Raw genomic sequence first — 16,305 nt, 5'->3', positions numbered from 1 at the left:
ATAGCGTTTGAATATTTTCGTGTTCTTTGCGGTTTTCGTGGACTAGCCGATTTATCTAAGCTTAAAAATCAACCTTGGGTTAACCTGATTTCCGCTTCACGGTATTTCGCCGCGCAATACTCAGCTACTTCAGCCGGAAGATGCGGGCCCGGCGCGGTTTTATTCCAGTCTAGTGTCTCCAGGTAATCACGGATATATTGCTTGTCGAAACTGGGCGGACTGATGCCTACCTGATATTGATCCGCAGGCCAAAAGCGCGATGAATCGGGAGTCAACGCCTCATCAATCAAATATAAAACGCCGTTATCGTCGATACCGAATTCAAATTTGGTGTCGGCAATAATAATGCCCCGTTCTTTAGCGTAGGCAGCGGCTTCCTTGTACAGTTTCAGGCTGGCGTCGCGCACTTTTTCGGCCAAGTCCTGCCCCATCAATTCGACGGTTTTTTCAAAAGAAACATTCTCGTCATGCTGATCCACCTCGGCTTTTGTAGACGGCGTATAGATCGGTTCCAGTAATTGCTGCGCTTGTTGCAATCCTTCGGGCAATTTAATGCCGCAGACAGCGCCGGACTTTTGGTAATCTTTCCAGCCGGAGCCGATCAGGTAACCACGCACAATCGCTTCAACAGGCAGCGGTTTTAACAATTTGACGACGATAGCGCGGCCTTCAATCTGCGCACGCTCGGTAGCATCGGGCACGACCTGTTCCAGCGGAACATCGGACAGGTGATTAGGCATTACGTGTTTCATTTTTTCAAACCAAAAATTGGACACGTTGGTTAAAACACGGCCTTTGCCGGGAATCGGATCGGGCAAAATAACATCGAATGCAGACAGCCGATCAGTGGTCACAATCAGCATGTGCTTGTCGTCAATGTCGTAAATATCCCGTACTTTGCCGCGAGCGCGGAGCTTTAAAGACGACAATGTTGATTGGTATAGAGCTTCTGGAGCGGTCATAAGTTCTCGCTGGGGGTGTTAAATTGGGCGATTTTACCAATTATCCGTTTCTGGAGCCCATATAATTCTAAAAACCGCAGTTGAATAATGTGAAAACCGCTCCAGTGCAATTTTTTTAGAATGAATATCCTAGCGGAACATATCCTTATTAACGGCCTTTTCCATTGCCATTTTTGCAGTGATGAGACCTTTATCAACTAATTCTTTCATATTTTGATCCAGCGTCTGCATGCCGTCCTTGCGTCCGGTTTGAATCGCAGAATACATTTGCGCCACTTTGGCTTCGCGAATCAAGTTCCTGATAGCGGCCGTACCGACCATAATTTCATGTGCGGCGACACGGCCGCCGCCGATTTTCTTCAGCAAAGTTTGTGAAATAACCGCCTGCAACGATTCAGACAACATGGCCCGAATCATGTCTTTTTCGGCAGCAGGAAATACGTCAATAATACGGTCTATCGTTTTAGCAGCGGAGGTCGTATGCAATGTGCCGAAAACAAGGTGGCCTGTTTCAGCGGCAGTCATGGCCAATCGTATGGTTTCCAGATCGCGCATTTCACCGACCAGAATAATATCGGGATCTTCCCGCAATGCCGAGCGCAACGCTTCATTAAAACCATGGGTATCGCGATGAACTTCCCGCTGGTTAATCAGGGATTTCTGGCTTTCATGAACAAATTCGATAGGGTCCTCAACAGTAAGTATGTGCGCATAATCATTGGTATTAATATGATTAATCATCGCCGCCAAAGTAGTCGACTTGCCGGAGCCGGTCGGGCCGGTAACCAGAATTAGGCCGCGCGGTTTTTGGCATAACTCTTCAAAGAATTTGGGTGCTTTCAAGTCTTCCAAGCTTAATATGGTTGATGGAATCGTTCTGAATACAGCGCCTGCGCCACGATTCTGGTTAAAAGCATTAACACGAAACCGGGCGATGCCGGGTAACTCAAATGAAAAATCGGTTTCCAAAAATTCTTCATAATCTTTACGTTGCTTGTCATTCATGATGTCATAAATCAGCGCATGCACTTCCTTATGATCCAAAGCGGGAATATTGATTCGCCGAATATCGCCATCAACCCTAATCATAGGCGGTAGCCCCGCCGATAAATGTAAATCCGACGCTTTGTTTTTAGCTGAAAAAGCCAGTAATTCGGCAATATCCATAACATCCTCATGAAGACAAAAATAAAATTATCTTTATAGCATAGTTCATCTTTTTGTTTTTTGAATGTATGGTGTTGTGTTAGTTTTTGCCGATTGTGTTACTTAATAATCGATAACCAATGACCACCATAGCTCAAAGACTCAAACAAATACGTTCGCAAATCAACGATGCAGAACTTGCCTGCAACCGCCAACCCGGCTCGGTACTGTTATTAGCCGTCAGCAAAACCAAACCGGCCGAAGATATTGCCGCCGCCTATCAAGCCGGGCAACGTCATTTCGGCGAAAATTATTTGCAGGAAGCATTAAGAAAACAACTGGAGCTGGGCGCTTACGATATTACCTGGCACTTTATCGGCCCCATCCAATCCAATAAAACCAAGCCGTTAGCGATGCATTTCGATTGGGTGCACAGTGTCGATAGTTTAAAAATAGCCGAGCGCCTGAGCGCTCAGCGCCCAGCTCATTTGCCGCCATTAAATATTTGTTTGCAAGTCAATATCAGCGATGAACCGAGCAAGTCCGGCATTACTCTGGCCGAATTGCCGCAATTGTGTGAACAAGTCGCCAAGCTGCCTAATCTGAACTTGCGCGGCGTAATGGCCATTCCAGCTCCGCAACAGGATTTCGAGCAGCAACGCCAACCCTATAAAATCCTGCATCAGGCCGTTGTAGAATTGCATCGACCCGAGCTGGATACCTTCTCGTTCGGCATGACCGGGGATTTAAAAGCTGCGATAGTTGAAGGTTCGACCATCGTCCGAATAGGCACAGCGTTGTTTGGTGAGCGGAATTATGCCTGACAGAAATTCTCGTTGTAAGGGGCTTAATGTGCTTCAAGGCCTTGATCCAGGAAGCTTAATAACCCTCATATCGGCAAGCCCTACGCGAGATAGCACAGTACTTGTTTGGCTGACGCTTCTCTACTCAGGAAATTTTTTAAATTTCACGACCTTATTCAAAGGACTCAGATTGATTTCATCGATCACTATCTGCGCCCGCGAATTAAGCACGTAGGACACGGCTTCGGCGACATCTTCCGGCTCAATAAAGTTGCTTTGATGATCGCCCGGCTCAAAAGACAATTGTTCAAAAAATGCGGTTTTAACCATGCCGGGATTGATCAGGCAGACCCGCACATTGCTTTTCCCGCACTCTTCGCGCAAGGCTTGGGTAAAGCCGCGCACCGCAAACTTGGCGGCACAGTACATTGCGCCTTTGCGGCTACCTTTTAACGCCGCCTCCGAACCGATAAAAATCAAATCGCCATGATCTTTGCGCTTTAAAGCAGGCAGTAATGCTCTAACCAAAAAGGCCTGACTGGTAAAATTTAAGGCCATAAGGTCCTCGATTTGCGCATAGGAAAATTCTTCCACCGAACCGAACTGCCCTCGTCCGGCGCAAAAAATTACCGCATCGATTTCGGGGAAGGCTTGCTCCAGTTCGCGGATTTTTTGCGGCAGTTCGTTTAACCGGCTTAAGTCCAGTTGTACGACACTGAAGCTATCCATCTGCCGGTCAAACTTGCTGCGATCACGGGACACGCCAATCACATGGTGCCCTTGCTGCAATAAATTCCTGGCGATGGCCCGGCCTATGCCGGAACTGGCTCCTGTCACCAGGACCGTGCGTTTTACAGTGTGCATGGGAAAAATCTGTCGGCTGGAATGTAGTTTAAAAGCTGCTCGGTGCAATAGTTCATCATCTCCCGCTCCAGTTCCTGCTTGTAGGAAACCATGCCTTGCTGTGTGTCCAGCGGACCTGCAAAGAGTTTTTCTTCAGGATAAAGTTTATGCACTTTTTTAAAAAAGTTCTCCGGTAGCCTGAATACGCCAAGGCTGACCGAATGCAGCCGGTTTAAGTCGATTCGGGAAAAGACCTGCTCGAATAGCTGCCGGTACTGCTGTTGATAGCCGGATTGATAAATCAGCGGATCGAAACGCAACCCGATCTGCCAGCCCTGTTCCTGCAACTTGCACAACGCATCCAGACGGCGCTGCACCGATGGCGCTTTAGCTTCGACTTTTTCGGCTATCTCATCCGGCGACAGGCTGAACGCCACAATACAGCGGGGCAACGGCTCTCGATTTAACAGGCCTCTGACTTGGGTGCTTTTGGTTCTTAATTCCAGCCAGGCATTAGGCAGCGTTGCAAAAAACGGCAAAAACTGTTCGGCAAAGCCGGTTACCGGCTCCAAAGCCAAACTATCGCAATCGTAGCCGGAAAAAAAATGCAGGTTTTCATTCGGCGACTCAGCGCACAGTTGCCGGATGTCTTGCTGGAAATCCTCGTAATTGACGAACAGAACATAGTTGGCCGACTGGTACATGCCCTGCAAAAAACAATAACGGCAATCGTACAGACAGTTGAGCATGTGCGAAAAGTAGTAGTTTCTTACTGATCCGATGCCGTATCCCAAAGGTGCTGGTAACGCAAAGCTCTTATATTTTTCTGCCAGAATCAAGGCCGGTTGTTGCTTTTGCAAGCGGAAATTTTGCGCTTTAGGGTTAAATACTTCGCCGTAACGGCCGCAGGTTATTTTCTTGGCTTGCGGAAACCGCGCGACAATATCAAGAACTCGCGGGTGTTGCCGGACGGCTTCTTCGATGTAAATGGTTTCGATCATATAGGCACAATGGAACGCAGATGACGCTGATAACTATGATTAAGTAAGATTTTTCTTGAATTATCTGCGCTTATCATAGTTATCAGCGTCATCTGCGTTCTATTCTAATAGTTGGGTTTATCGTTTGATGCGCGTACTGTAGCACAGCTTGTCAGATCAAAAGCCTTGTGATTTATCACACTGACCTTATATAGGGTAAAATACTCTCAACTCAACAAACATATTAACAATCATGAAAACAAACAAGATAGGCTTTATCGGCGGAGGAAATATGGCGTCCAGCCTGATCAGCGGATTGATTGCCAGCGGCCATGCTCCTGAACAGATTTGGGTATCGGATATTAACCCGGACACACTGACAAACCTTAAAAGACAGCTAAACGTGAACACGTCGGCAAACAATGACGACGTCATTAATGCGGTTGATGTCGTGGTTCTGGCAGTCAAGCCGCAAACAATGAGTGCTGTGGCGCAAAGTATCGCCGCGCTGATTCAGCAAAAAAAACCGCTGGTGGTATCGATCGCCGCCGGCATTAACCAAAACAGTTTAAGCCGCTGGTTGGGTGCTGATGCCGCCATCGTACGCTGCATGCCCAACACACCGGCACTGGTGTTGACCGGCGCTACCGCATTGCATGCCAACGGCAAAGTAACGGATGAGCAATGCGACTTGGCGGAAAACATTTTACGTTCGGTCGGCATTGCGCTCTGGGTCGAAGATGAAGCCGAGCTGGATGCGGTAACCGCCGTTTCCGGCAGCGGCCCCGCCTATTATTTTCTGTTGATGGAGGCTATGGAAAAAGCCGCGTTGGAACTGGGCCTGAATCAAGAAACCGCACGTTTATTGGTACAGCAGACAGCACTAGGCGCGGCCAAAATAGCACTGGAATCGGCCGAATCTCCAGAGCAACTCCGTAAGCGTGTCACCTCGCCCGGAGGTACAACACAGCGGGCTATAGAAACTTTTGAGCAAGACGGCTTTACCGGACTGGTTTCAAAAGCATTACATGCGGCACGAGACCGCTCTATCGAAATGTCTAAACAAATGGAGAATTCATAATGGATTCGAGCTATATGACCGACCCGGCGATTTTTATAATCGATTCGCTGTTTTCACTTTATATTCTGGCGGTGCTGCTGCGCTTTTTATTGCAATGGTGCGGCGCTGATTTTTACAATCCTATCTCCCAGTTTCTGGTCAAAGCGACGCACCCGCCGTTAAGACTGTTGCGCCGCTTCGTACCGTCTGTCGGAAAGATCGATACGTCCTCTCTGGTGCTGGTGCTTTCTCTGCAAATGCTGGCCGATTTTTCCATATTGCTGCTGAAAAGCGTCGCTATCAGTATCGGCGCATTAACCATTTTATCGTTGACCCAGCTGGTTTCGTTGCTGATTAATATATTCATCTATGCCGTATTTGCCAGGGCTATACTCAGCTGGATAAATCCCGGCACGTTTAGTGCCGCATCGTCTATCTTGTACAGTCTGACCGAGCCCTTGCTTAACCTGTGCCGCAAATTCATTCCTGATCTAGGCGGCATAGACTTGTCGCCTTTGGCCGCGTTAATGTTTTTGCAACTGGCGAAAATGGTCATACTGCCGCCGTTGCATCAATTAGCCAGTTTGATCGGTTGAATTGGTATCATTGGGAACATGGAATTTTGACGCTGAATATCCATGTTCAACCCAAGGCCAGCAAAGATGAATGGGCAGGACTGCATGGCGACCGGCTGAAGCTGAGAATCAAAGCCGCGCCGATTGACGGCAAAGCCAATCAGCATCTGATTGCATTTATAGCCGATCAGTTTGGAATCCCTAAATCAGCCTGTAAACTCATTTCGGGCGAATCCGGGCGGGAAAAACGCATTGCCATTCATTCGCCCAAAAAACTGCCATCCCTGCCGCATCCCCTGCAATTTGATATTTCCTTCTAGCTGTGTTGATAGACGAAGTAATAAAATTTCCTATCCGCCATCTTTACAATATAATTTATTTTTCTTGAAAAATCATTTAGTCAGCCATGCAAACACGATCTTTTTCAGTCAGTATTTTTTTAGCTTGTTCCCTTTTCCTATGCTGCAGCCAGTCTGCGTATGCCAAAAAGATGTACAAATGGGTAAATGAGCATGGTGAAACTATTTTCTCCGACCAGGTACCGCCGGAACATTCCCAATACCGCCGGGAATCGCTAAACGAGAAGGGCCGGGTTGTTGAAGTTACCGAACAGGAAAAAACCAAGGAAGAGCAGGCTATCGCTAATCGATTGAATGCCCTGAAAAAAGCCCAAGAAAAAATTATCGCCCAGCAAGCCGCTAACGATAAGGTTCTGCTCAGCACTTTCCGTAACGTAGAAGATATGCAGGCCAGCCTTTATGCCACCATGCAGTCGTTGGATGCCCAACGCAATGTGGCTCAGGGCAATCTAAAACGCGTAGAAAACCAACTGGAATCACAACAAAAGAAAGCTGCAGAACTCGAACGTAACGGCAAAAAAGTTCCCAAAAATCTGTTGGACGAAATTAAGCAAACCGAGGAGCAAATACAAATCGCTTATGCTGAAATCAATAAACAGATCGAAAAAAAGAATCGAAGCAAGGCCGAGTTTGAGGCTAACATTGAGCGCTTTAAATTTTTAACCCAGGAGAATACCGATCCATCAAAAGCGGCTGATAAAACAGCACAAACGAATATTGCCGATGAAATTGGTCTGTATGCCTGCGAAACCGATGCGCTTTGCGCCAAAGCTTGGGTAAGCGCACATGACTTTATCAAAGCGAATGCCACGACACCGATTGATACCGATACCGACAAATTGATTATGGGCCGCGCGCCTGCAAACGACAGCGATCTTAGCTTGTCGGTTTCAAAAATAGAGGATGAAAACAAAAAACAGCAGCTTTTCCTGGATATTCACTGCCGGGAATCGTCGCTGGGTGCCGAGCTTTGCGCTAGTCAGAAAGTGCGTGAAATTAGGTCGACGTTTAGGCCGTTTATTGAGGCTGCGGTGGGTAAATAACCGAGGTTACGAACCCTAATTGACTGGAATATTGAACAAAGTCAAAGGTGAAAATATGAAAGAAATTAATTATACATTTTGGAAAGACGATAATTTTTTCCTGGGCTACTTAAACGAATATCCCGATTATTTAACACAAGGAACGACAAAAGAGGAATTACAAGAAAACTTGAAAGATTTATTTAAAGACTTGGAAAACGAATCAATACCTTATACCAGAAAAACTGAAAAGCTTTTGGTAGCTTAATGAAAAGAAGGGACTTAATAAGATTACTTGAAGAGCTAGGTTGCAAACTATCACGACGTGGCGGAAACCATGACTGGTACACAAACGAGGAAACAAAAATATCGCAACCAGTTCCAAGACATAATGAAATCAATGATTTTCTAGCAAAATCAATCATCAAAAAATTAAGCAATTGAAGTTCAAATATCACGCACAGTATACAGGATAGGTTTCGGCTGCCGAAACCCATCCTACATTCCTAAACCTCAATTAGCCATTCAGCAGCAAAGTACCAACACCCTGATCGGTAAACAATTCCAGCAGCACCGCATGATCGACGCGGCCATCAATAATATGCACGCTAGTGACTCCGCCTTTTATCGCATCGGTCGCGCAACGGGTTTTGGGGATCATGCCGCCGGAAATGGTGCCGTCAGCGATAAGTTCTTCGGTCTTTTTGATCGACAAGCCGGTCAGCAACGCTCCTTGCTTATCCAAAATGCCCGGTATGTTGGTCAGTAAAATCAATTTCTCGGCTTTCAACTGCTCGGCGATTTTTCCGGCAACCAGATCGGCATTGATATTATAAGAATGCCCGTCATCGCCGACCCCGATCGGTGCAATAACCGGAATAAAATCGCTGCCTCCGAGCATATCGAGAACCGCGGGGTCTATGCTGCTCACTTCACCGACATGGCCCAGATCGATAATCTCCGGTGGCAGGCTGTCACGCGGGGTAAGATGCAGTTTTTTGGCCCGGATAAAATTGCCGTCTTTGCCGGTCAAGCCAACCGCTTTGCCGCCGTGCATATTGATTAAATTGACAATCTCCTTGTTGACCAGTCCGCCCAACACCATCTCAACCACGTCCATGGTTTCGCTGTCGGTGATGCGCATGCCGTCGATAAAGCCTGTAGTTTTACCCAGTTTTTCCAGCAGCTGGCCGATTTGCGGCCCGCCGCCATGAACCACAATCGGGTTTAAACCGACCAGTTTCATCAACACGATGTCCCGTGCGAAGCTGTGCTTGAGCTCTTCATCGACCATGGCGTTGCCGCCGAATTTAACCACGATGGTTTTGCCTTTAAAACGCTGGATATAGGGCAGAGCCTCAATCAGCACATCGGCGATCTGGTGAGCTGTTCTTTTTTGCATCATGTTTGTGTATTTCCGTTATTAATTGATTTTATGTATGTCCACGAAAATGTCTAAAAGAGATGTGCTGTAAATCATCGTTATTGCCCTCACGCTCCGGGTTCGTGGTGAGCCCTTCGACAAGCTCAGGGCGAACGGAACAAAATTTACTTACTCGCTGTAACGCTGGCCGTAGTAGAACCTATGCAATATTTTCGTGCCTTTCGTGATTTTCGTGGACAAATATATTCTCTCTACAATCGGTGAATAATTTTTCCCGCTTGCAAGGTATGGGTTACCCGCCCTTTCAGAGTTTGTCCCCAGAACGGCGTGTTAACACCCTGGCTTTTCCAGTTTTCCGAATTAACTTGCCACTCAAGTTCCGGGTCGAAAATACACACATCGGCTGAAAAACCCGGCGTTAACGCGCCGCTGTTTAAACGCAGCACCCGCGCCGGATTTGCGCTTAAGCAGGCGATGCCTTGTTCCAGCGTTATCGCGTGCTGGGCGACCAGCTTGAGCATCAACGGCAATAAGGTTTCCAGAGATGACATCCCCGGCTCCGTTTCCGGGAACGCGCCCAACTTGGCATCCAAGTCATGCGGCTGGTGATCGGAACAAATGCTGTTAATCGTGCTGCCGGCCAAGCCTTGCCTTAAATAGTGTTTGTCGTCTTCGGTACGCAATGGCGGCAATACATGGTAAGCGCTGTCAAACGGCCTCATGTCATTTTCAGTCAGATGCAGCTGATGAATCGCGACATCGGCACTGACTTTCAAACCATACTTTTTGGCCTGATGTATTTTAATCACCGAACGTTTGCAGCTTAACTGGCCAAAATGTACTCGGCAGCCGGTCAGTTCGGCCAGTTCCAGGCATTGCGCCAGCGCTATGGTTTCTGCGGCTTCAGGAATGCTGGGCAAGCCGTAGCGGGTCGCGACCGCGCCTTCATGTGCGCAACCGTTATTGCCAAGCCAAAAGTCATTGGATCGAAACATCAATAATAAGTCATGGCTGGCTGCATATTCCATGGCCCGTCTTAATATCAGCAGGTTTTTGACCGGCTGATTGGCGTTGCCGACTGCAATGCAGCCTGCCTGTTTCAGCGACAGCATGGAGCTGAGCTCCGCACCTTCCAGTTTCTGGGTGAGTGCGCCGACCGCATAGATTTGCGGATAGCCGGCTTTTTCCGCCAGTTCTTTGATCAGTTCGACAACAGCCGGCGTATCGATGACCGGCACGGTATCCGGTTGCAGGCACAAGGTGGTGATACCGGCTGCGGCTGCGGCGGTTACTTCGCTTTTAAATGTCGCTTTGCGGCTGTGCCCCATATCCCGCAAACGGGTGCTTAAATCGATAAAGCCGGGGCAAACGATTTGATTTTCGGCATTAATAACAATATCCGGCTTGAAACTGTCCGGTTCGTCAGTCACCGAAACAATCTTGCCGTGTTTGATATAAACGGAACCGACGCGGTCTATGTCGTTGGCCGGATCAATGATTCTTCCGTGGTCTATGCGAATTTTCATTACGCCACCCCCGATTTATCACCAGGGATGGTGTGTATGCCATTAGCCGGTAGGGAACCGGCATGGCGATCGCCAGGGATGGTGTGTATGCCACCAGCCGGTAGGGAACCGGCGTGGCGATCGCCAGGGATGGTGTGTATACCGCTAAACCTGCCGGGAGCAGGTGCGGTTTGCATTGCCATCGCCATGACTGCCATGCGCACGGCGATGCCGTTGCTGACTTGTTTAAGTATCACCGACTGCGGCCCGTCTGCAACTTTGGAATCAATTTCTACGCCCCGGTTGATCGGACCTGGATGCATAACTATCGCGTCGGGTTTGGCGATTTTCAGTTTCTCTTCGGTCAGCCCGAAACATTTGAAATATTCACTCTCGCTGGGCAGCAGCGCCGAGCTCATGCGTTCTTTCTGCAAGCGCAGCATCATAACCACATCGATGTCTTTAAGCCCTTCGGTCAGATTATGCGACACATTCACGCCCAAGCTTTCCACATGCGCAGGCAACAAGGTTTTGGGCGCAATCACCCGGACTTCGGCCGCACCCAAGGTATTTAAGGCCTGAATCTCCGAGCGCGCCACTCTGGAGTGCAATATATCGCCGATGATAGCCACTCTGAGACTGGAGAAATCCCGCTTGATCTGGCGTATGGTAAACATGTCCAGCATGGCCTGAGTCGGGTGGGCATGTTGTCCGTCACCGGCATTGATGACGCTGATATGCGGCGCGGTCTGTTGAGCGATGAAATGTGCGGCGCCGCTGAGCGCGTGACGCACCACAAACATGTCTACAAACATGGCTTCCAGGTTGCGTATGGTGTCGAGCAGGCTTTCGCCTTTTGATGTGGCCGAGGTGGCGATATTCATATTGATCACATCGGCGGACAGGCGCGTGGCAGCCAGTTCGAAGGTCGTGCGGGTACGTGTGCTGTTTTCAAAGAACAGGTTTACGATAGTCTTTCCGCGCAACAAAGGCACTTTTTTAACTTGGTGCTCGGACATACCGGCGAACGACTCGGCGGTATCGAGAATTTCCGTCAATAAGGCCTTGCTAAGGCCCTCAATAGTCAGAAAGTGTTTAAGCTTGCCTTCCGCATTTAATTGCAGGTTATCAGTCATTGCTTATGCCATCGCCTCATTGGTTTTTATATGAATGTCCAAAGGCTCGGGCCCGGTCAATTGAACCCACTGGCCTGCGCTCAAGGTAATACTTGCAGCGGCGCAATCGGGCTTAAGCGGAATTTGCCTGCCGTCGCGTTCTATCAATACGCCCAGAATAATTTGGTTCGGCCTGCCGTAATCGAAAATCTCATTCATTGCGGCGCGTATTGTCCTGCCGGTATAAAAAACATCGTCGACCAAAATAATGTCGCGGCCTTCAATGTAGGTCGGCAACTGGCTGGGTTTTACATTGGGATTGACGCCGATTTGCGAGAAATCGTCCCGATAAAATGAAATATCCAGCAGCCCCAGAGGTTCACTGATATTTAATCGCCGGTGCATTTGCTCGGCAATCCACACGCCGCCGGTACGGATACCTATCATGATCGGATTAACCAGCTTTCTATCGTCGATGATGCGTTTTAACCCGGCTTCCAGGTTATTTAATAATTCGGGAATCTTTAACACTTAATGGTCCTTTTTTGTAACTACTCAGCGCCACCAAATCAAATGGAACGCTGATGACGCAGATGAATATGATGAACACAGATAATTGTAAATATTCAGAAATTACTGAAGCCAGCGTTTAAGCACAAAGCTTTTTCAAACAAGAAAATCTTATTTGATCATAATTATCTGCGTCATCAGCGTTCTATTTTTTTCCTATTTTTTATCTTTCTAATTACCCTATATTGGCATGCTCATTCAGCCAAGTTTGCAGGATAAGCTGGGCGGCGAGTTGATCTTGCACTTCCCAAAGTTTGCTTGCACTGAGGCTGACTTCGTCAAACAACAGTTGTTTGGCTTCAAATGTCGACAAGGTTTCATCCTGCTGAAAGACAGGCAGTTGATAGCGCCCTTCCAGCTGTCTGCAAAATTTTAACATGCGGGGTGTTACGAGGTTATCCGAGCCGTCGGCCTGCTTTGATATGCCGACCACTAAACCGGCGGGGCGCCACTCCTGTATCAGCTTGCCGATTATTTCCCAGTTGGGGCTTTGATTGATCGAGCGAATGGTTTGCAGAGGACTCGCGGTAGCTGTGGTTGTTTGACCGACAGCCGCGCCTATCTTTTTAGTACCGAAATCAAAGCCCAGATAGGTGTCGGCATTGGCTTTGGCGAGTAATGGATCTTGCTTAGCCATGTCCTGCCGGAGCGGTCAACTGATTAATGTCAACGCCAATCTGGCCCGCTGCTGCACTCCAACGCAAGTTAACCGGCGTATCGAACAAAACCTGTTCCCCGCAAGGCGTATTAAGCCATGAATTATCCATAATTTCTTTTTCCAGTTGTCCTGCACCCCAACCGGCATAACCTAACGCCACCAGATACTGTTGCGGGCCTTCGCCTGCCGCAATGGCTTCAAGCACGTCTCGGGATGTGGTCAACGAAATGGTCTCCGAAACCGCCATGGTCGCATGCCAGTCTCCACCGGAAGTATGCACCACGAAGCCCCGTTCCTGCTGCACTGGACCGCCTGCAAAAACGGGAGCTTTAGCTGCGACGGGCGCAGTGACTTTTATATCCATCTGTCTAAAAATTTCGCCCAGCTCCATGTCGGTCGATCTGTTAATCACAATGCCTAATGCACCGTCTTCATTATGCTGGCACAAATAGGCAACCGCATGAAAAAAATTGGGATCCGCCAAATTGGGCATGGCGATAATAAATTGGTTATTTAAATAGGTGGCTTGGTTCATAGATCTTAGTATCAAAGTTTATGTCGACTTAAGCAACTGGTTTATCGCATGGTCCTGCCTGATTCACCTGAAAATCCCCAACCCTTGGTAATCACCATCTCTGTAGCCCGGAATAATACCACCCAAGCCTGTCCTGAGTCCTTCGAGTTTGCTCAGGAGAGCCTTGTCGAAGGGCGTAGTGCGAGGCGGCGTTTTCCAGCGAGTCCGGGCGGTATTTGCCGGAAACGCCTGTTTTCGCTTTCGCTCAAATTGGCTTATTCCGGCCTACTGTTTGGCGAGGTCATGCCTGACTCGTCAGAAAACTTCCAAACGCGGGTAATCACCAGAACATCCAGTTCTTTCCGCAAATCTATGGGCAACGGTGCAAACGGCGCACTCATACGGACAATTCTTTTAGCCGCCTCATCCAATGCCGGGTTTCCCGAAGACTGATTGATGCGTATGCTGTAGATGCTGCCGTCTGCCTTAATCCCGACATCCATAGTTAAGGTGCCGGAAAAGTTTTTCTTGGCCGCAACTTCCGGGTAATTAAGATTGCCGGTACGCTCCACTTTATCTTCCCAATCTTTCATATATTGGGCTGCGAGATACTTATGAGCACTCACCGAATCGACGAATTTTATTTTAGTTTGCTCGGCGCTTTGCTGGCTGAGCCTGATTTCGGTGCCCAATTGAGCAATTTGCTGTTGCAGCATCTCCGCCGACAATTGCGGACGTTTTTCAGTATGCTGCCCGGTATCCGGCTTACTCGCGGTAACGATCTTTTTTTCCGCCTTTTTCTGGGTAATCAGTTTTTTCGCTGCTTTAGGCTTATCCTGTTCCGGCGCACTCTTTTTTACCGGCTTGATTACCGGCTTGACTTCACTATTGCTTTGGCTGGGCAGTTGTTGCGGCGGCGGTTCCGGTTTTTTGCTTTGTTCGCCGGCGCCAAGCTGGTTTTCCTGAGCTAAAAACTGCGCCTTTTCAGGCGCTTTTGGGGCCGGCATATTGACCAAGGTAATATCAATTGACCGGCTGACTTCCTCCGGCTGCGGCATTGTGAAATTGACTCCCAGACCAATGACAACATGAATGACCGCCGCTAAAAATAAGGCAACTAATAATGAGTCATTATTAGACAGCGGTGCAGGCGGATCAAACATTACCTGATGTGTTTTCATTATCGCCATGGATGGTGTGTGTGCCGCGCACCTGCCTGGAGCAGGTGCGGCTCAGGGTCGTTTCGATATGATCCATGAGCTGACCGCAAATATTCAAGCCAAACTGACGATCCAATTCCTGTACGCAAGTAGGGCTGGTAACATTAATCTCGGTCAGTGTATCGCCAATCACATCGATCCCGACAAAAATCAGACCTTTGTCCCGTAATGTCGGCCCAACTTGATTAGCAATCCAGCGATCCCGCTCGGTTAAGGGCCGACCTTCCGCCCGTCCGCCCGCCGCCAAATTGCCACGGGTTTCACCTTGGGCAGGGATGCGCGCCAGAGCGAACGGTATGACCTCGCCGTTAACCAGCAATATGCGTTTATCGCCGTCGACAATTTGCGGAAGGTATTTTTGCGCCATCACATAGCGGCTGTTGTACTGAGTCATGGTTTCCAGGATCACGCTAAGGTTCGGATCGCCCTGACGCAAATGAAAAATAGAGGTGCCGCCCATGCCATCCAGTGGTTTTAAAATGATCTCGCCCTGCTCCAGCAAGAAGTCCCTGATTCTGGCTGGCTCTCTGGCGACCAAAGTTTCTGCGCAGCATTGCGGAAACCACGCGGTAAAAAGCTTTTCATTGGCATCCCGCAATGACTGCGGTTTGTTGATGACATAAACCCCCATGCTCTCGGCGCGTTCCAGCAAATAGGTTGCATAAATATATTCCTGGTCGAAAGGAGGATCCTTACGCATCATGATCACATCCAGCTCGTCCAACGAAATATCCTGCTCAGCGGTAAACTCGTACCAGCTTTTTTCATTCCGCTGAACTTGAATCGTCCGCGTTCTGGCATAAGCCCTGCCGTTTCTCAGGAATAAATCGTTAAGTTCCATATAATGCAATTCCCAGCCTCTGGCCTGAGCTTCAAGTAACATTGCAAAACTGGTGTCTTTTTTTATGTTGATATGATCAATGGAGTCCATGACCATGCCGAGCTTAATGGGCATTATTTTTTCCTGATAAATATGTTAGACGAAAGGCGAAAGACAAAGGGCGAAAGGGTAAAAACCCATTGCGCCTTTTGCCTTTCGTCCTTCACCTTTCGCCTTATTTTATAGATTGTTATTTACCTTGAAAAGATTTTTTGGTATAAAGCTCGGCTAACTTTTGAATTTAGACACGCATTAGGGGTTAATCATGTCCAGAGTATGTCAAGTAACAGGCAAGCGCCCGGTTACAGGTAACAACGTTTCACACGCCAACAACAAAACTAAAAGACGCTTTTGTCCAAATTTGCAACACCACAGATTCTGGGTAGAAAGCGAAAACCGTTGGGTTCGCCTCAGAATTTCCACTAAAGGCATGCGTATCATTGACAAGAGAGGCATCGATGCCGTTCTTGCCGATTTACGTAAATCCGGCGATAACTCTTAAGAGGATAAAAAAATGCGCGATAAAATTAAATTGATTTCGACCGAAGGAACCGGACATTTTTATACAACAACCAAAAATAAACGGACTATGCCCGAAAAAATGGAGATCAAAAAATTTGATCCTGTTGTTCGTAAACACGTTATTTACAAAGAAGCAAAAATCAAATAATTATTTGAGTTCAAAAATTTCTTTTCGGCAAAAGCTCCA

General features: G+C 48.0%; 20 protein-coding genes and 1 pseudogene. 9 read left to right on the top strand and 12 right to left on the bottom strand.

Annotated elements, in window-relative coordinates:
- Positions 1-68 precede the first annotated feature (68 nt).
- Together EPO18_RS15920 and EPO18_RS15915 are read right to left on the bottom strand one after the other, a co-directional pair.
- Positions 69-962 carry a phosphoribosylaminoimidazolesuccinocarboxamide synthase gene (locus EPO18_RS15920; RefSeq protein ID WP_292434952.1) on the bottom strand — a complete coding sequence of 298 codons (894 nt, stop codon included), beginning with the start codon at positions 960-962 and terminating at the stop codon, positions 69-71.
- Between the two features lie 129 nt (positions 963-1,091).
- The gene (locus EPO18_RS15915) at positions 1,092-2,129 is read right to left on the bottom strand and encodes a type IV pilus twitching motility protein PilT (RefSeq protein WP_292434950.1); all 1,038 of its coding nucleotides are present in this window, start codon (positions 2,127-2,129) and stop codon (positions 1,092-1,094) included.
- Between the two features lie 119 nt (positions 2,130-2,248).
- On the opposite strand from EPO18_RS15915, the gene EPO18_RS15910 reads away from it, so the two are divergent.
- Complete coding sequence (locus EPO18_RS15910) at positions 2,249-2,932, top strand: YggS family pyridoxal phosphate-dependent enzyme (RefSeq protein WP_292434948.1); 684 nt, start codon at positions 2,249-2,251, stop codon at positions 2,930-2,932.
- Between the two features lie 120 nt (positions 2,933-3,052).
- Here the strand turns inward: EPO18_RS15910 and EPO18_RS15905 are convergent, their stop codons facing one another.
- Both EPO18_RS15905 and EPO18_RS15900 read right to left on the bottom strand, forming a co-directional pair.
- Positions 3,053-3,775 carry an SDR family oxidoreductase gene (locus EPO18_RS15905; protein ID WP_292434946.1) on the bottom strand — a complete coding sequence of 241 codons (723 nt, stop codon included), beginning with the start codon at positions 3,773-3,775 and terminating at the stop codon, positions 3,053-3,055.
- Positions 3,763-4,755, bottom strand: a complete 993-nt coding sequence (locus tag EPO18_RS15900; RefSeq protein WP_292434944.1) for an SPL family radical SAM protein — start codon at positions 4,753-4,755, stop codon at positions 3,763-3,765. The genes EPO18_RS15905 and EPO18_RS15900 overlap by 13 nt, the downstream gene beginning before the upstream one ends.
- Positions 4,756-4,987: 232 nt before the next feature.
- On the opposite strand from EPO18_RS15900, the gene proC reads away from it, so the two are divergent.
- The 6 genes from proC to EPO18_RS15870 all read left to right on the top strand — a co-directional run bounded on the left by proC (position 4,988) and on the right by EPO18_RS15870 (position 8,194).
- Positions 4,988-5,815 (top strand): pyrroline-5-carboxylate reductase, encoded by an 828-nt coding sequence (proC, locus tag EPO18_RS15895; protein ID WP_292434941.1) that lies wholly within the window; start codon positions 4,988-4,990, stop codon positions 5,813-5,815.
- Positions 5,815-6,390 carry a YggT family protein gene (locus EPO18_RS15890; RefSeq protein WP_292434939.1) on the top strand — a complete coding sequence of 192 codons (576 nt, stop codon included), beginning with the start codon at positions 5,815-5,817 and terminating at the stop codon, positions 6,388-6,390. The genes proC and EPO18_RS15890 overlap by 1 nt, the downstream gene beginning before the upstream one ends.
- Complete coding sequence (locus tag EPO18_RS15885; RefSeq protein ID WP_292434938.1) at positions 6,387-6,689, top strand: DUF167 family protein; 303 nt, start codon at positions 6,387-6,389, stop codon at positions 6,687-6,689. Before EPO18_RS15890 ends, EPO18_RS15885 begins: the two co-directional genes overlap by 4 nt.
- A gap of 86 nt (positions 6,690-6,775) precedes the next feature.
- Positions 6,776-7,771: a DUF4124 domain-containing protein gene (locus EPO18_RS15880; RefSeq protein ID WP_292434936.1), complete on the top strand. Its 996-nt coding sequence runs from the start codon at positions 6,776-6,778 to the stop codon at positions 7,769-7,771.
- Between the two features lie 55 nt (positions 7,772-7,826).
- Positions 7,827-8,018, top strand: a complete 192-nt coding sequence (locus EPO18_RS15875) for a type II toxin-antitoxin system HicB family antitoxin (RefSeq protein ID WP_292434934.1) — start codon at positions 7,827-7,829, stop codon at positions 8,016-8,018.
- Entirely contained in the window at positions 8,018-8,194 is a 177-nt protein-coding gene (locus EPO18_RS15870; RefSeq protein WP_292434932.1) for a type II toxin-antitoxin system HicA family toxin, read from the top strand. Before EPO18_RS15875 ends, EPO18_RS15870 begins: the two co-directional genes overlap by 1 nt.
- Positions 8,195-8,267: 73 nt before the next feature.
- On the opposite strand, the gene argB is transcribed toward EPO18_RS15870, so the two are convergent.
- The 8 genes and pseudogenes from argB to gshB form a co-directional block, all read right to left on the bottom strand.
- Positions 8,268-9,152, bottom strand: a complete 885-nt coding sequence (gene argB / locus EPO18_RS15865; protein ID WP_472850905.1) for an acetylglutamate kinase — start codon at positions 9,150-9,152, stop codon at positions 8,268-8,270.
- Between the two features lie 233 nt (positions 9,153-9,385).
- Positions 9,386-10,660, bottom strand: a complete 1,275-nt coding sequence (locus EPO18_RS15860) for a dihydroorotase (protein WP_292434928.1) — start codon at positions 10,658-10,660, stop codon at positions 9,386-9,388.
- A gap of 161 nt (positions 10,661-10,821) precedes the next feature.
- A pseudogene (locus tag EPO18_RS15855) lies at positions 10,822-11,775 on the bottom strand (aspartate carbamoyltransferase catalytic subunit); the annotation flags it as partial.
- 3 nt (positions 11,776-11,778) lie between these two features.
- Complete coding sequence (gene pyrR / locus EPO18_RS15850; RefSeq protein WP_292434926.1) at positions 11,779-12,285, bottom strand: bifunctional pyr operon transcriptional regulator/uracil phosphoribosyltransferase PyrR; 507 nt, start codon at positions 12,283-12,285, stop codon at positions 11,779-11,781.
- Positions 12,286-12,499: 214 nt separating this feature from the next.
- Positions 12,500-12,961: a Holliday junction resolvase RuvX gene (gene ruvX / locus EPO18_RS15845; RefSeq protein WP_292434924.1), complete on the bottom strand. Its 462-nt coding sequence runs from the start codon at positions 12,959-12,961 to the stop codon at positions 12,500-12,502.
- The gene (locus tag EPO18_RS15840; RefSeq protein ID WP_292434922.1) at positions 12,954-13,517 is read right to left on the bottom strand and encodes a YqgE/AlgH family protein; all 564 of its coding nucleotides are present in this window, start codon (positions 13,515-13,517) and stop codon (positions 12,954-12,956) included. Before EPO18_RS15840 ends, ruvX begins: the two co-directional genes overlap by 8 nt.
- A 254-nt stretch (positions 13,518-13,771) precedes the next feature.
- On the bottom strand, positions 13,772-14,677 hold the full coding sequence (locus EPO18_RS15835; protein ID WP_292434921.1) for a TonB family protein: 906 nt from the start codon (positions 14,675-14,677) through the stop codon (positions 13,772-13,774).
- Positions 14,652-15,671: a glutathione synthase gene (gshB, locus tag EPO18_RS15830; RefSeq protein WP_292434919.1), complete on the bottom strand. Its 1,020-nt coding sequence runs from the start codon at positions 15,669-15,671 to the stop codon at positions 14,652-14,654. The genes EPO18_RS15835 and gshB overlap by 26 nt, the downstream gene beginning before the upstream one ends.
- Before the next feature lie 190 nt (positions 15,672-15,861).
- On the opposite strand from gshB, the gene rpmB reads away from it, so the two are divergent.
- Together rpmB and rpmG are read left to right on the top strand one after the other, a co-directional pair.
- Entirely contained in the window at positions 15,862-16,098 is a 237-nt protein-coding gene (rpmB, locus tag EPO18_RS15825; protein ID WP_292434916.1) for a 50S ribosomal protein L28, read from the top strand.
- Between the two features lie 12 nt (positions 16,099-16,110).
- The gene (rpmG, locus tag EPO18_RS15820; RefSeq protein WP_006890747.1) at positions 16,111-16,266 is read left to right on the top strand and encodes a 50S ribosomal protein L33; all 156 of its coding nucleotides are present in this window, start codon (positions 16,111-16,113) and stop codon (positions 16,264-16,266) included.
- Positions 16,267-16,305: the final 39 nt, after the last annotated feature.

Source organism: Methylobacter sp. (assembly GCF_004322395.1).
GTDB lineage: Bacteria > Pseudomonadota > Gammaproteobacteria > Methylococcales > Methylomonadaceae > Methylobacter_A.
Note: the sequence above shows the minus strand (reverse complement) of the source record. Positions and strands in the feature narration are given on the sequence as shown.

What these genes read in the sequence shown, in the direction of transcription:
- EPO18_RS15920 (WP_292434952.1), bottom strand. Translation starts at nt 962, where the DNA reads ATGACCGCTCCAGAAGCTCTATACCAATCAACATTGTCGTCTTTAAAG.
- EPO18_RS15915 (WP_292434950.1), bottom strand. Translation starts at nt 2,129, where the DNA reads ATGGATATTGCCGAATTACTGGCTTTTTCAGCTAAAAACAAAGCGTCG.
- EPO18_RS15910 (WP_292434948.1), top strand. Translation starts at nt 2,249, where the DNA reads ATGACCACCATAGCTCAAAGACTCAAACAAATACGTTCGCAAATCAAC.
- EPO18_RS15905 (WP_292434946.1), bottom strand. Translation starts at nt 3,775, where the DNA reads ATGCACACTGTAAAACGCACGGTCCTGGTGACAGGAGCCAGTTCCGGC.
- EPO18_RS15900 (WP_292434944.1), bottom strand. Translation starts at nt 4,755, where the DNA reads ATGATCGAAACCATTTACATCGAAGAAGCCGTCCGGCAACACCCGCGA.
- proC (WP_292434941.1), top strand. Translation starts at nt 4,988, where the DNA reads ATGAAAACAAACAAGATAGGCTTTATCGGCGGAGGAAATATGGCGTCC.
- EPO18_RS15890 (WP_292434939.1), top strand. Translation starts at nt 5,815, where the DNA reads ATGGATTCGAGCTATATGACCGACCCGGCGATTTTTATAATCGATTCG.
- EPO18_RS15880 (WP_292434936.1), top strand. Translation starts at nt 6,776, where the DNA reads ATGCAAACACGATCTTTTTCAGTCAGTATTTTTTTAGCTTGTTCCCTT.
- EPO18_RS15875 (WP_292434934.1), top strand. Translation starts at nt 7,827, where the DNA reads ATGAAAGAAATTAATTATACATTTTGGAAAGACGATAATTTTTTCCTG.
- EPO18_RS15870 (WP_292434932.1), top strand. Translation starts at nt 8,018, where the DNA reads ATGAAAAGAAGGGACTTAATAAGATTACTTGAAGAGCTAGGTTGCAAA.
- argB (WP_472850905.1), bottom strand. Translation starts at nt 9,152, where the DNA reads ATGCAAAAAAGAACAGCTCACCAGATCGCCGATGTGCTGATTGAGGCT.
- EPO18_RS15860 (WP_292434928.1), bottom strand. Translation starts at nt 10,660, where the DNA reads ATGAAAATTCGCATAGACCACGGAAGAATCATTGATCCGGCCAACGAC.
- ruvX (WP_292434924.1), bottom strand. Translation starts at nt 12,961, where the DNA reads ATGGCTAAGCAAGATCCATTACTCGCCAAAGCCAATGCCGACACCTAT.
- EPO18_RS15840 (WP_292434922.1), bottom strand. Translation starts at nt 13,517, where the DNA reads ATGAACCAAGCCACCTATTTAAATAACCAATTTATTATCGCCATGCCC.
- EPO18_RS15835 (WP_292434921.1), bottom strand. Translation starts at nt 14,677, where the DNA reads ATGAAAACACATCAGGTAATGTTTGATCCGCCTGCACCGCTGTCTAAT.
- gshB (WP_292434919.1), bottom strand. Translation starts at nt 15,671, where the DNA reads ATGCCCATTAAGCTCGGCATGGTCATGGACTCCATTGATCATATCAAC.
- rpmB (WP_292434916.1), top strand. Translation starts at nt 15,862, where the DNA reads ATGTCCAGAGTATGTCAAGTAACAGGCAAGCGCCCGGTTACAGGTAAC.
- rpmG (WP_006890747.1), top strand. Translation starts at nt 16,111, where the DNA reads ATGCGCGATAAAATTAAATTGATTTCGACCGAAGGAACCGGACATTTT.